At 70.0% G+C, this 12743-nt stretch carries 14 protein-coding genes; 7 read left to right on the top strand and 7 right to left on the bottom strand.

The genetic code is table 11. The features are described from left to right. Entirely contained in the window at nucleotides 1-1134 is a 1134-nt protein-coding gene (locus tag M9917_RS09095) for a PQQ-dependent sugar dehydrogenase (protein ID WP_297252915.1), read from the bottom strand. 240 nt (nucleotides 1135-1374) lie between these two features. Between M9917_RS09095 and M9917_RS09090 the strand changes: the two genes are divergently transcribed. After that, nucleotides 1375-2577, top strand: coding sequence for a pyridoxal phosphate-dependent aminotransferase (locus M9917_RS09090; RefSeq protein ID WP_297252913.1), 1203 nt, complete (start codon nucleotides 1375-1377; stop codon nucleotides 2575-2577). 7 nt (nucleotides 2578-2584) lie between these two features. Next, nucleotides 2585-3001, top strand: coding sequence for a rhodanese-like domain-containing protein (locus M9917_RS09085; RefSeq protein WP_297252911.1), 417 nt, complete (start codon nucleotides 2585-2587; stop codon nucleotides 2999-3001). Here the strand turns inward: M9917_RS09085 and trmD are convergent. The 5 genes from trmD to ffh all read right to left on the bottom strand — a co-directional run bounded on the left by trmD (nucleotide 2992) and on the right by ffh (nucleotide 6940). After that, entirely contained in the window at nucleotides 2992-3687 is a 696-nt protein-coding gene (gene trmD, locus M9917_RS09080) for a tRNA (guanosine(37)-N1)-methyltransferase TrmD (protein WP_297252909.1), read from the bottom strand. The genes M9917_RS09085 and trmD overlap by 10 nt on opposite strands. A 4-nt stretch (nucleotides 3688-3691) precedes the next feature. After that, the gene (locus tag M9917_RS09075; protein WP_297252907.1) at nucleotides 3692-4363 is read right to left on the bottom strand and encodes an HAD family hydrolase; all 672 of its coding nucleotides are present in this window, start codon (nucleotides 4361-4363) and stop codon (nucleotides 3692-3694) included. Then, nucleotides 4350-4877, bottom strand: a complete 528-nt coding sequence (gene rimM, locus M9917_RS09070; protein WP_297252905.1) for a ribosome maturation factor RimM — start codon at nucleotides 4875-4877, stop codon at nucleotides 4350-4352. The genes M9917_RS09075 and rimM overlap by 14 nt, the downstream gene beginning before the upstream one ends. 71 nt (nucleotides 4878-4948) lie before the next feature. Continuing rightward, nucleotides 4949-5317 (bottom strand): 30S ribosomal protein S16, encoded by a 369-nt coding sequence (rpsP, locus tag M9917_RS09065; RefSeq protein WP_297252903.1) that lies wholly within the window; start codon nucleotides 5315-5317, stop codon nucleotides 4949-4951. A 42-nt stretch (nucleotides 5318-5359) separates the two neighbouring features. Next, nucleotides 5360-6940, bottom strand: a complete 1581-nt coding sequence (ffh, locus tag M9917_RS09060) for a signal recognition particle protein (RefSeq protein ID WP_297252901.1) — start codon at nucleotides 6938-6940, stop codon at nucleotides 5360-5362. 289 nt (nucleotides 6941-7229) lie between these two features. Here ffh and M9917_RS09055 point away from each other — a divergent pair, with 289 nt between their 5' ends. The 3 genes from M9917_RS09055 to M9917_RS09045 all read left to right on the top strand — a co-directional run bounded on the left by M9917_RS09055 (nucleotide 7230) and on the right by M9917_RS09045 (nucleotide 9597). Continuing rightward, nucleotides 7230-7805: a CAP domain-containing protein gene (locus tag M9917_RS09055; protein ID WP_297252900.1), complete on the top strand. Its 576-nt coding sequence runs from the start codon at nucleotides 7230-7232 to the stop codon at nucleotides 7803-7805. Nucleotides 7806-7868: 63 nt separating this feature from the next. After that, nucleotides 7869-8495, top strand: coding sequence for a LysE family translocator (locus M9917_RS09050; RefSeq protein WP_297252897.1), 627 nt, complete (start codon nucleotides 7869-7871; stop codon nucleotides 8493-8495). Nucleotides 8496-8538: 43 nt separating this feature from the next. Next, nucleotides 8539-9597, top strand: a complete 1059-nt coding sequence (locus tag M9917_RS09045) for an MBL fold metallo-hydrolase (RefSeq protein ID WP_297252895.1) — start codon at nucleotides 8539-8541, stop codon at nucleotides 9595-9597. Between the two features lie 5 nt (nucleotides 9598-9602). Here the strand turns inward: M9917_RS09045 and M9917_RS09040 are convergent, their stop codons facing one another. Beyond that, nucleotides 9603-10391 (bottom strand): GyrI-like domain-containing protein, encoded by a 789-nt coding sequence (locus tag M9917_RS09040; protein WP_297252893.1) that lies wholly within the window; start codon nucleotides 10389-10391, stop codon nucleotides 9603-9605. A 141-nt stretch (nucleotides 10392-10532) separates the two neighbouring features. Between M9917_RS09040 and dapF the strand changes: the two genes are divergently transcribed. Both dapF and mtaB read left to right on the top strand, forming a co-directional pair. Then, the gene (gene dapF, locus M9917_RS09035) at nucleotides 10533-11420 is read left to right on the top strand and encodes a diaminopimelate epimerase (protein ID WP_297252891.1); all 888 of its coding nucleotides are present in this window, start codon (nucleotides 10533-10535) and stop codon (nucleotides 11418-11420) included. Beyond that, nucleotides 11417-12688: a tRNA (N(6)-L-threonylcarbamoyladenosine(37)-C(2))-methylthiotransferase MtaB gene (gene mtaB / locus M9917_RS09030; protein ID WP_297252889.1), complete on the top strand. Its 1272-nt coding sequence runs from the start codon at nucleotides 11417-11419 to the stop codon at nucleotides 12686-12688. The genes dapF and mtaB overlap by 4 nt, the downstream gene beginning before the upstream one ends. The last annotated feature ends 55 nt before the right edge of the window (nucleotides 12689-12743 follow it).

Genomic DNA, 12743 nt, shown 5'->3' with positions numbered 1-12743 from the left:
CTAGCCAGCTGGCCGCACCCGCAAGATCTTGCCGTCGTCCTCGTCGCTGACGAGGTAGAGGAAGCCGTCCGGCCCCTGCACGACGTCGCGGATACGCAGGCCGAGATCGGTCAGCAGGCGCTCCTCGCCCGTCACCTTGCCGCCCTCGGTCGAGAGCCTGACCAGCATCTTACCCGCGAGCGCGCCGACGAAGAGCGAGTTCTTCCAGGCCGGCCAGGCCGGGCCCGTATAGAAGGCGGCGCCGGAGGGCGCGATCGAAGGGTCCCAGTAGAACAGCGGCTGCTCCATGCCGGGCTTCGCCGTGCCCTCCCCGATCTTGGCCCCGGAATAATCGACGCCATAGGTGATGACCGGCCAGCCATAGTTCAGCCCGGCCCGGGGCGTGTTGATCTCGTCGCCGCCGCGCGCCGCGTGCTCCGCGGTCCAGAGCTGCCCGCTCTCGGGATGCAGCGCGGCGCCCTGGACGTTGCGATGGCCGATCGACCAGACCTCCGGCGCCCAGCCCTGCTTCCTCGGATTGTCGGCCGGAAGCGTGCCGTCCGGCCGGATGCGGACGACCTTGCCGATGTGGTTGGCCGGATTCTGCGCCTCGGCGCGCTGGCTGAAGCGGTCGCCCAGCGTGACGAAGAGCGCTCCCGTCCGGTCGAAGACCAGGCGCGAGCCGAAATGCATGTTGGAGTCGACCGCCGGCATCTGCCGGAAGATCGTCTCGACCCCGCTCAGCGCCGTGCCTTCCTCGTCGAGGCGGCCGCGCGCGACGCTGGTGCCGTTGCCGCCCTGGCGCGGTTCGGAGAAGGAGAAATAGACCAGGCGGTTCTGCGCGAAGGCCGGATCGAGCGCGAGGCCGAGCAGGCCGCCCTGCCCGCGCGCCACCACGGCCGGAACGCCGGCGATCGGCCGCGACAGGGCGCCGTCCGCCCCGACGATCCGCAGCCGGCCGGGCCGCTCGCTGACCAGCATGCGCCCGTCCGGCAGGAAGGCGAGGCCCCAGGGATGCGTAAGCCCGCTCGCCACTGTCTCGACCGCAAGCGCCCCCGCGCTCGAGGGAAAGCGCTTCTGCGCCGCCGCCGGCAGTGCCGCGCCCGCGAGCGCCAGCACCATCCCGAGCAACCCCGCCCATCTCCACCGCAGCATGACCTCGTCTCCTCGCTCCACCCAGCCGATCGGCCGCAGATAGATCAGAACGCCGCCAAGCGCCAAACCGTTGCGGCCTCATCACGACGACGTGAGACGATCGGCCGGCGAGCCCCCCAAATTCACGGCGCTTTATGCGAAACATCACGCGGTTGCGCTTGCGATCGGGAGCGCCGGGACCTAAACCACGCGCGCGCCATGTCGGCGCGCCCCCTTGCGGCTCTTCCGGAGACCAGTCCCATGGCCTTTCTTGCCGATGCCCTGAAGCGCGTGAAGCCCTCCGCGACCATCACGATCACGCAGAAGGCCCGCGACCTGAAAGCCCAGGGCAGGGACGTGATCTCGCTCTCCGTCGGCGAGCCCGATTTCGATACGCCGGACAACATCAAGGAAGCGGCCATCGCCGCCATCCGCCGCGGCGAGACCAAGTACACCCCCGTCTCCGGCATTCCGCAGCTGCGCGAGGCCGTCGCCCGCAAGTTCAAGCGCGAGAACGGGCTCGACTACAAGCCCGCCCAGACCATCGTCTCGACCGGCGGCAAGCACGTCATCTACAATGCGCTGCTCGCAACGCTGAATCCGGGCGACGAGGTCATCTGCGTCTCGCCCTACTGGGTCAGCTATCCCGAGATGGTGGCGCTCTGCGGCGGCACGGCGACCTTCGCCGAGACCTATCTGAAGAACGACTTCAAGCTCCAGCCGGAAGACCTCGAGAAGGCGATCACGCCCAGGACCAAATGGGTGATCCTGAACTCGCCCTCGAACCCCTCGGGCGCCGCCTACAGCCACGCCGAGATGAAGAAGCTCACCGATGTGCTGCTGCGCCATCCCCATGTCTGGATCCTGACAGACGACATGTACGAGCACCTCGTCTATGGCGACTTCACCTTCGTCACCCCGGCGCAGGTCGAGCCCGCCCTCTACGAGCGCACGCTGACCATGAACGGCGTCTCGAAATCCTATGCCATGACCGGCTGGCGCATCGGCTACGCCGCCGGGCCCGAGCACCTGATCAAGGCGATGGACCTGGTCCAGGGCCAGCAGACCTCGGGCACCTCGGCGATCTCGCAATGGGCCGCGGTCGAGGCGCTGGACGGCCCGCAGGACCATCTGCCGGTGTTCAAGAAGGCGTTCGAGCGCCGCCGCGACCTCGTCGTCTCGATGCTGAACCAGACGCGGGGCCTGAAATGCCCGGTGCCGGAAGGCGCCTTCTACGTCTATCCGGACTGCTCGGAGCTGATCGGCAAGACCATGCCGAACGGCAGGACCATCGAGACCGACGAGGACCTCGTCATCGGCCTGCTCGAAGCGGAGGCGGTCGCGGCCGTGCACGGCTCCTCCTTCGGGCTCGGCCCGAACTTCCGCATCTCCTACGCGACTTCCGACGAGAAGCTGGAGGAAGCCTGCCGCCGCATCCAGCGCTTCTGCGCCGAGCTGCGCTGAGCCGCTGATGGCGGGCGCCAGGACGCGGCGCGCCCTTCTGGCAGGGAGCCTCGCGCTCCCGGCCTCTTTCGTTTTCGGGCAGACGGCGGCGATCCCGGCCCGCGAGGCCCATGAGGCGGTGCAGGCCAGACGCATCCTGCTGATCGACATCCGCAGCGCCCTGGAATGGGCCGATACCGGCCTGCCGCAAGGCGCCGTGCCGCTCGATATCGACGCAAGCGCTTTCGAAGTCCGCCTCGCCGGGCTTCGCCTCGACAATCCCGGCAAGCCCATCGTCCTGATCGACCGCACGGGCGCGCAAGGCCTCGCGGTGGCGCAGAAGCTCGCCGGGCGCGGCTGGCGCGATCTCAGGGCGGTGCGGGGCGGCGTGCTCGGGCCGGGCGGCTGGCTGGCACAGAAGCTGCCGGTCGCGGGCTACCCCTGATCGCGCCCCGCGAGCAGGTCCGGCCGCCGCTCCCGCGTGATCTTCTCCGCCTGCTCGCGCCGCCAGGCCGCGATGCGGGCATGGTCACCGGAAAGCAGCGCCTCCGGCAGGCCGCGCCCCTCCCATTCGCGGGGCCGCGTGTAGTGCGGATATTCGAGCAGCCCGTTCTCGAAGCTCTCCTCCTCGCCCGACGCCACCTTGCCCATCACGCCGGGGATCAGCCGCACGCAGGCGTCGAGCAGCGTCAGCGCCGCCATCTCGCCGCCGGAGAGGATGTAGTCGCCGATCGAGACCTCGATCAGGCCCCGCCCCTCGATCACCCGCTCGTCGACCCCCTCGAAGCGGCCGCAGACGATGACGAGGCCGGGGCCCGCCGCCCAGTCGCGGACCTGCGCCTGCCTGAGCGGGCGCCCGCGCGGCGACATCAGCAGGCGCGGCCGCGGATCACCGGCCGGAACCGCCGCGTCGATCGCCGCCGCCAGCACGTCGCAGCGCAGCACCATGCCGGCCCCGCCGCCGGCCGGGTTGTCGTCGACATTGCGGTGGCGGCCGATGCCGTGCTCTCGGATCTGGTGGGTGTCGAGCGACCACAGCCCCTTGCGCAGCCCCTCGCCGGCCAGCGAGAAGCCGAGCGGCCCCGGAAACATCTCCGGATAGAGCGTCAGGATCGTGGCGCTGAAGGGCATGCCCTCAAGCAAAGCGCAGCGCCGGCAACCCGTCCAGTGCCGTGAAATCGCGCACCGAGGCGATCAGGTTGTCGTAAGCCGCAAAACCATCCGCACCGAGCATGGTGAGCAGCGCCACGGCCCGCATCCCGGCCCGGCGCGCCGCCTCGACGCCCAGCGGCGCATCCTCGAAGACGATGCAATCGGCGGGATCGACCTTCATCCGCTCCGCCGCGGCCAGGAACATGTCGGGATGCGGCTTGCCGCGAAAACCCTGGCTCGGCGCGACGATGGTGGCGAAACGCGCGCGCAAGGCCAGCGTGTCCAGCACCACCTCGATATTGGCCGGGGGCGCGGCGGTGCCCACCGCCATCGGCACGCCCGCGGCTTCCGCGCGCGCGATCAGGTCGAGGAAACCCGGGCTTGGCGCGACATGCGGCCGGTAGGCTTGCCGGTAGAGCGCTTCCTTGGCGTCGCTCAACGCATCGAGCTCGGCGATCGCCGCCTTCGGGAAATAGGCGGAGATGATCTCGTTGCCGGCCATGCCGGCGGTGCGCGCGGCGAAGGTCGCGCGGTCGAACGGCAGCGCGTGGCCGAGATGCCAGCTTTCCCAGGCATCGTCGTGGAAGCGCATATTGTCGACGATGGTGCCGTCCATGTCGAAGATCAGGGCGCGGGCGGGTCTATCGTTCATCATCGTCGGGCTCGAACAATCCCAGCGGCGGTTCGGCCTCGATCCGGCGCGCGGCGATGTCGATGCGCGGCACGAAGGCCCGGGTGAAAGGCATCAGGACGGAGCGCCCGTCCGGCGTCGCGATGTCGAGCAGGTCGCCTGCACCGTAGTTCTCGATCGCGGTCACGGTGCCGAGCACCGCCCCCTCCGGCCCGGCCACCGCGCAGCCGATCAGGTCGGCCTGGAGGAACTCGTCCTCGTCCTCGCTCACGGAGAGCTTGTCGCGAGCGACGAAAAGCTCGGTGCCGTTCAGCGCCTGCGCCCCCTCGCGCGTGGTGACGCCCTCGATGCGGGCCACCACGACCTCCTTGGCGGGGCGGATGGCCGCGATCGCGAAGCTGCGGCCCTTGCCGTCGCTGAGCGGGCCGTAATCGGCGATCGCCAGCGGGTCACCGGTGAAGGTCTTGATCCTGACCTCGCCGCGCACGCCATGCGGCGCGCCGACGATGCCGAGGAGGATGAGGTTTTCCTCAGACATGCCCGCGCTCCGTCATTCCGGGGCGCGCCGCAGGCGCGAACCCGGAACCCACGACCGGGCGAGGATCGGGCTCACGCCTCGGCGGCGGCTTCGGCGGCCGGGGCAGCGGCCTTCTCGGCCCTCTTCTCGGCGCGCTCCTTGGCCTTCTCGCCCGGAACGGCCTTGTTCGGGTTGTTGCGGGCCGGGCGCTTGGCGAGGCCGGCGGCGTCGAGGAAGCGCAGCACGCGGTCGGTCGGCTGGGCGCCCTTGGCGAGCCAGGCCTGGACCTTCTCGGCGTCGATCACGACGCGGTCGGCGGCGTCCTTGGCCTTCATCGGGTCATAGGAGCCGATCTTCTCGATGAAGCGGCCATCGCGCGGCGAACGCGAATCGGCGACGACGATGCGGTAATAGGGGCGCTTCTTGGCGCCGCCGCGGGTCAGGCGGATCTTGAGGGACATCGGTCTTCTTCCTTTGGTTCGATGGGTAATGGGAGGGAATGGCTATTTCTTCTTGCCGAACGGTCCGCCGAGCCCGGGCAGCCCGCCGCCCAGTCCCGGCAGCTTCGGCATCATCCCGGCCGGCGGGGTGACGCCCTTGGGCAATCCCGGAAAACCGCCCGGCGGCAACTGGGGCAGTCCGCCGCCGGCGCCGAGCTGCTTCTGCAGGGCTTCGAGCTGGGCAGGGTCCATCTGCGACGGATCGGGCATGCCGGCCGGCAATCCAGCGCCCATGCCGCCGCCGAGCCCGAACATGCCGCCGAGCTTGCCGAGCATGCCGCCCTTCTGCTTCTTCATGGCCTTCATCATGTCGGCCATGCCGCGATGCATCTTGAGGAGCTTGTTGATCGCCTCCGGCGAGGTGCCGGAGCCGGCGGCGATGCGCTTCTTGCGGCTGTTCTTGAGCAGGTCGGGGTTCCTGCGCTCGGCCGGGGTCATCGAGTTGATGATCGCGACCTGACGGGCGATCATCTTGTCGTCGACCTTGGCGGCGGCGAGCTGGTTCTTCATCTGCGCCATGCCGGGCAGCAAGCCCATCACGCCGCCGAAGCCGCCCATCTTCTCCATCTGCTGGAGCTGCATACGCAAATCGTCGAGGTCGAAATTGCCCTTGGCGAGGCGCTGCGCCAGCGCCTGCGCCTTGTCGGCATCGACCGTCTGCGCCGCCTTCTCGACGAGCGAGACGATGTCGCCCATGCCGAGGATGCGGTTGGCGACGCGCGAGGGATGGAAATCGTCGAGCTCGTCGACCTTCTCGCCGGTGCCGACGAGCTTGATCGGCTTGCCGGTGACGGCGCGCATCGAGAGCGCAGCACCACCGCGCGAATCGCCGTCCATGCGGGTCAAGACGATGCCGGTGAGGCCGACGCGGGCATCGAAGGCGCGCGCCGTGTTGACCGCGTCCTGGCCGGTCAGCGCGTCGGCGACGAGCAGCACCTCGTGCGGGCCGGTCGCGGCCTTCACCTGCGCGACCTCTTCCATCAGCGTGTCGTCGAGCGTGACGCGGCCGGCGGTATCGAGCATGACGACGTCGTAGCCGCCGAGACGCGCCGCCTCGATCGCGCGCCTGGCGATCTGCACGGCCGACTGGCCGGCGACGATCGGCAGCGTCTGCACGTTAACCTGCTGGCCCAGCACCGCGAGCTGTTCCATGGCGGCCGGGCGCCGCGTGTCGAGCGACGCCATCAGGACCTTTTTCCTGTTCCGGTCGGTCAGGCGCTTGGCGATCTTCGCGGTCGACGTCGTCTTGCCCGAGCCCTGCAGACCCACCATCAGGATCGGCACCGGCGGCACGGCGTCGAAGCCGATGCTCTCGCCCTCGCCGCCCAGTGTCTCGATCAGGACGTCGTTGACGATCTTGATGACCTGCTGGCCGGGCGTGACCGATTTCAGCACCTCGGCGCCGACGGCGCGCGCGCGCACCTTGTCGGTAAAGGAGCGCACGACCTCGAGCGCGACGTCGGCCTCGAGCAGCGCGCGGCGCACCTCGCGCAGCGCGGCGTTGACGTCCTCCTCGGTCAGCGACCCCCTGCGGGTCAGCCCCGAGAGGATGCTGGAGAGCCTGTCGCTCAGCGTGCCGAACATACCGGACCTGCCTGCTTGCCTCAGGGAACCGCCAGCGCCATAACCTCATCGCCAAGCGGTTTCGCGCCCGAGGGCGCGATCGCGCTGTCGGGCGTTGACCTCCGGGCTCGTGAAGCCGCGAAGGCGGCCCGGTCGGCGGATGTGGTTTCGGCGATGTCGGCGAAACGAATGCGGGTCTTAAAGCGGAAGACTGTGGCAAAAGTCAAGGATGGCGGCACGTAAGGCAATATTCTCGCCGCGATTGCCCCCTAGCGGCCCTTGCCGACAAAAACCGGAGGCCAGCCCGTCCATGAAGAACGCCCTCGTCCTCGCGCTCGCCGCCACCCTCCTCGCCGGCTGCGCCGGTGAGCCGCGCCGGGAAGGCGCGCTCGATCCGCGCATGGTCGAGAAGCTCAACGCCGTCACGCTCGATCCGGCCGAGGCCGGGCGCATCCTCAACGCCTATCGCGCCGGCCACGGACTCGGCCCCTTGAGGCCCGACCCACGGCTGATGGCGATGGCGCAGCGCCAGGCCGATGCGATGGTCAAGGCCAATGCGCTCTCGCATGATGCCGGCGGCTCGTTCACCGCGCGCGTGGAGGCCGCCGGCATCGATTCGGCCCATGTCGCGGAGAATCTCGGCGGCGGCTATTTCTCCACCGCCGAGGCTTTCGACGGCTGGCGCAAATCGCCCGGCCACGACGCCAACCTGCGGCTGCCGAACGCGACGCGCTACGGCATCGCCCTCTCCAAGGACCCGCGCACCAGCTACCGCGCCTGGTGGGTGCTCACCGTCGCGGCCGAGCCGGAGATCCGCCGCGAGATGGCGGCGGAGGGCGCCGGCCCGATCGTCGGGTTCGGCAACGATCCGCGCCCGGCGCGGTAGTCGCTCCCCTTTACAAGCACCCCTTTCTGGTGATGGCTCTGGCCTTTACCGGAGCCTTGCACCATGACCTTCGAAGCCTGGGCCGCCTTCACCGCCGCCACCGCCGTCCTGCTGGTCATCCCCGGACCGACCATCCTGCTCGTCATCTCCTATGCGCTCGGCCAGGGCTGGCGCGCCGCCTTTCCCATCGCCATCGGCGTGGCGCTCGGGGATTTCACGGCGATGACCTTGTCCATGCTCGGCGTCGGCGCCCTGCTCGCCACCTCGGCAACGGTCTTCACCGCGCTGAAATGGCTGGGCGCGGCCTATCTCGTCTGGCTCGGCATCAAGCTGTTCCGCGCCGGTGGCAGGCTGGATGCCGAGCCGCGCAAGGACGCCGCCCCGGCCTGGAAGATGCTCGGCCATGCCTGGCTGGTGACGGCGCTCAACCCCAAGAGCATCACCTTCTTCGTCGCCTTCCTGCCCCAGTTCCTCGATCCGAAGGGCGATTTCGGCATGCAGATGCTGATCTTCGAGGCGACCTTCGTCGGGCTCGCCTTCGCCAATGCCATGGGCTACGCGCTCGTCGCCTCGCGGGCGCGCGCCATGGTCGGCAGCCCGCGCGCGATCGGGCTCTTCAACAAGGCGGGCGGCACGCTGCTGATCGGCGCCGGCGTCGCCACGGTCGCGATCCGCTCGGGCAACAACTGAGCGGCCTTGACGGCGCCGCGCGGCCTCCTACCTCTAACAGGCCATGAACCGCCGCAAGCTCCTCTCCTTCGTCGGCCTCGGCGCGCTGCTGGCCTCGACCGGCGCGGCCTGGGCGGCGATCTCGCGCTCGCGCAACCCCTATTACCAGGGCCCCGCCAGCGACCATTTCGACGGCCTCGTCTTCAGCGACGGGCGCCCGATCGGCAAGGGCCTGATCGACGTGCTGCGCTGGCAGACCGGCAAGCGCGAGCGCGAAGCCTTCCCCCTCGCCTATGAGGCGCCGCCGCAGGACGAGCCGCCGCCTCGCTTCGACGGCGTCAGGATCGTCCATCTCGGCCACGCCTCCTTCCTCTACCAGGCCGCCGGCCTCAACCTCATCGTCGACCCGGTCTACTCGCAGCGCGCGAGCCCGTTCTCCTTCATCGGCCCAAGGCGCGTGAACGCGCCCGGCATCGCCTTCGCCGCGCTGCCGCCGATCGACGCCGTGCTGATCACGCACAACCATTACGACCACCTCGACATCGAGACGCTGGCCAGGCTCAACGCCCGCGACCGGCCGCGCATGATCATGCCGCTCGGCAACGACTCGATCGTCCGGGCGCGCATCCCCGATGCCCGCACCGAGGCGCATGACTGGCACGAGCGGCTTACCCTGTCGGACCAGGTCGCGCTCACGCTCGCGCCGAGCTACCACTGGTCGGCGCGCGGCGCCTTCGACCGGCGCATGGCGCTGTGGTGCTCCTATCTCATCGAAGCGCCGGGCGCGAAGATCTTCCATGTCGGCGACACCGGCTATCACGACGGCTCGCTCTACGAGCGGATCGGCCGCGAGCAGGGGCCGTTCGATCTCGCCGTGCTGCCGATCGGCGCCTATGAGCCGCGCTGGTTCATGTCGGACAACCACATGAACCCCGGCGAGGCGGTCAAGGTCATGCTGGCGCTCAGGGCGCGGCAGGCGCTCGGCCACCACTGGGGCACCTTCCAGCTCACCGACGAGGGCGTCGAGCGCCCGCCTGAGGCGCTGAAGGCGGCGCTCGCCGCCGCCGGCCTGCCGGAGGAACGCTTCCGGCCGATGCGGCCGGGCCTGAGCTGGAGCGCGTGAGGCGCCTATCTCGGCTGGACGTAGACGTTGATCTCGAGGTTCGGATCGCCCGGATCCTTCAGATCGCTGACATATTCCTCGAGGAAGGCGTCCTTCACCGCGATGCTCTTGGCGTCGAGATAGGCGGCGATGGTCTCATAGGTGGAATCGATGTCGTCATAGGGCGCGACATGCAGGAAGCGCAGCGCCTTGCCCGCCGGCGATTCGCCGAGCCTCACGCCTGCGCCGAAGCTGGGAGGCTGCCCCCCGGCCGGAACCGCGACCGGCAGCATCGCATCGAAGCGGAAGCCGTCGTCGCTCGTCTCGACGAACAGGGACAAAGGCCGGCCGGCAATGGGCAGGCCCGCTTTCCCGGCCTCGGCGCGCAGGGTCTCGAAGCTTTCCGACAGCCTCTGGAAGCCCTCGTCCCAGCGCGCCTGCCCGGAGAGCAGCAGCACCGGCTTCGCGACCAGGGTAACCTCGTCGATATCGCTGGCATCGCCGCGCTTGCCCGCTAGCGTCGCATTGGGATCGGGCGCGCTCGTCTGCTGCTGCGCCGGCGGCGCGGGCAGGGATTGGCCCGGCGGTGGCAGGGTCGGCGGCGGCCTGACCGGTTGCGGCTCGGCCGGCGTGGGCAGGCTCGGCGCGGGCGCGACCGGCTGCGGCGTCACCGGACCCGGCGGCGGCGCGGGCTGAACCGGCTGCGGCCCCGGCTGGGCCTCTGGAACAGCGGCGGGGGGCGTCTGCGCCGGGCCGGCGGCGGGCGTGCCCAGCAGGGCGGCGAGCGCCAGAACACAAATCCGGGAATACCGCATCGTCACGGCCTTAGAGTTTCACGCGATTCGCGCCCTTGCAGCGCAGCATAAGCTGCCCACCTCATCTCAGGAACGGGGATGAGAGTGGCTTTTTCACGTCGCCTCGGCCATAGACCCGTTATTGATGGGACGTGTGACCAAATGAACGCTCTGGCCAATCGCCGGTTCCTGAAGATGAACGGGCTCGGCAACCAGATCACGGTGCTCGACCTGCGCGGCACGAAGCATGTCGTCAGCGGATCGGAAGCCCGCGCCATCGCCGCCGAGCCCAGCGCCCGCTTCGACCAGCTCATGGTGCTGCACGATGCGGTGACCCCCGGCACCGACGCCTTCGTCCGCATCTACAACACCGACGGCTCGGAAGCCGGCGCCTGCGGCAACGGCACGCGCTGCGTCGCCTGGGCGATGACCGCCGACCCGGGGATGGGCGAGGCGGGAAAGACCCGCCTCACTCTCCAGACCGGGGCCGGGCTGCTGCCGACCTTCCGCGAGGACGAGACCGTCTTCACCGTCGACATGGGCGCGCCGCGCCTCGCCTGGGACGAGATCCCGCTGGCCGAGCCCTTCGAGGACACCAGCCGCTTCGAGCTCCAGATCGGGCCGATCGACTCACCCGTCCTGCACACGCCCTGCGCCGTCAGCATGGGCAATCCCCACGCGGTCTTCTTCGTCGAAGACCCTTATGCCTTTAATCTCGCGCAGATCGGCCCGCTCCTGGAAAACCACCCGATCTTCCCCGAACGCGCCAATATCGAGCTCGCCGCCGTCAAGGCACCGGACCATATCGTGCTTCGCGTCTGGGAGCGCGGCGCCGGTATCACCCAGGCCTGCGGCTCGGGCGCCTGCGCGGCGCTGGTCGCCGCCGTCCGGCGCGGGCTTTCCGCCCGCAAGGCGACCGTCAGCCTGCCGGGCGGCGACCTTTCCATCGAATGGCGCGAGCGCGACGGCCATGTCCTGATGACCGGCCCGGTCGCGTTCGAATGGGACGGCAGGCTCGCCCCGGCCTTGTTCGAGCCCGCCGCCCGATGACGCTGGAGGTCGTCACCTTCGGCTGCCGCCTCAATAGCGTGGAGAGCGAGGCGCTGCGGCTCAGGGCCGAGGCCGCGGGCTTGAAGCACGCGGCGATCGTCAATTCCTGCGCCGTCACCGCCGAGGCGACGCGGCAGGCGCGGCAGGCCGTGCGACGCCTCAAGCGCGAGGAGCCCGGACGACCGGTCATCATCACCGGCTGCGCCGCGCAGATCGAGACCGCCCGCTTCGCCGCCATGCCGGAGGTCGGCCGCGTGCTGGGCAACGACGAGAAGCTTAAGTCCGAGAGCTGGGCGGCGCTCGCCCGCTCCAACAGCCTGGGCCACGCCGATGCCGCGGCCGCGGACAAGCTCGACGTCGGCGACATCATGGCCCGGTCGACCATGCGCCCGGCGCCGACCGGCCGCCTCGCCGGCCATACGCGCGGCTTCGTCCAGGTCCAGAACGGCTGCGACCAACGCTGCACCTTCTGCGTCATCCCCTTCGGGCGCGGCAATTCCCGCTCGCTCGCCATCGCCGACGTCGTCGCGCAATGCCGCGCCCTGCTCGGAGCCGGCATCCGCGAGATCGTGCTGACCGGCGTCGACCTCACCAGCTACGGCCGGGACCTCACCGGCGAGCCGACGCTGGGCGGGCTCGCCCGCGCGATCCTTTCCGCCCTGCCCGAGCTGCCGCGCCTGCGCCTCTCCTCGATCGACGCCGTCGAGGTCGACGAGAGCTTGCGCGACCTCATCGCGACGGAAGTGCGGCTGATGCCGCATCTGCACCTGTCGCTCCAGGCCGGCGACGACCTGATCCTGAAGCGCATGAAGCGCCGCCACGCCCGCGCCGACGCCATCCGCTTCTGCACCGGAATCCGGGCTTTACGCCCCGACATCGTCTTCGGCGCCGATCTCATCGCCGGCTTCCCGACCGAGGACGAGGCGATGTTTTCCCGCTCGCTCGACCTCGTCGCGGAGTGCGGCCTGAGCTTCGTCCACGTCTTCCCCTATTCGGCGCGCCCCGGCACGCCGGCCGCCCGGATGCCGCAACTGCCGGGCGAGATCGTCGCCGAGCGGGCCGCGCGGCTGCGCGCCGTGGCGGGCGCGGCGCAGGCGCGGCATCTCACAGAGCGCATCGGCCGGCGCCTCAGCGTCCTGACCGAGCGCGGCAACACCGGCCGGGCCGAGGATTTCACGCTGGTCCGCTTCGCCCGCGATGTCGCGGCGGGCGAGATCGTCCCGGTGACCGGCCATGCCGCGGACGGCAAGGCCCTGCTCGCGGCCTGAGCACATCCGCCGGAAAAGGAGGGGCCGCCCCGGCCACTGATGGGAGGAGGAGTGG

The sequence above is a fragment of the Bosea sp. (in: a-proteobacteria) genome, from assembly GCF_023953965.1.
Taxonomy (GTDB): Bacteria; Pseudomonadota; Alphaproteobacteria; order Rhizobiales; family Beijerinckiaceae; genus Allobosea.
The sequence above is the reverse complement of the archived record's forward strand: the minus strand, read 5'-3'. Positions and strand labels throughout refer to the sequence as shown.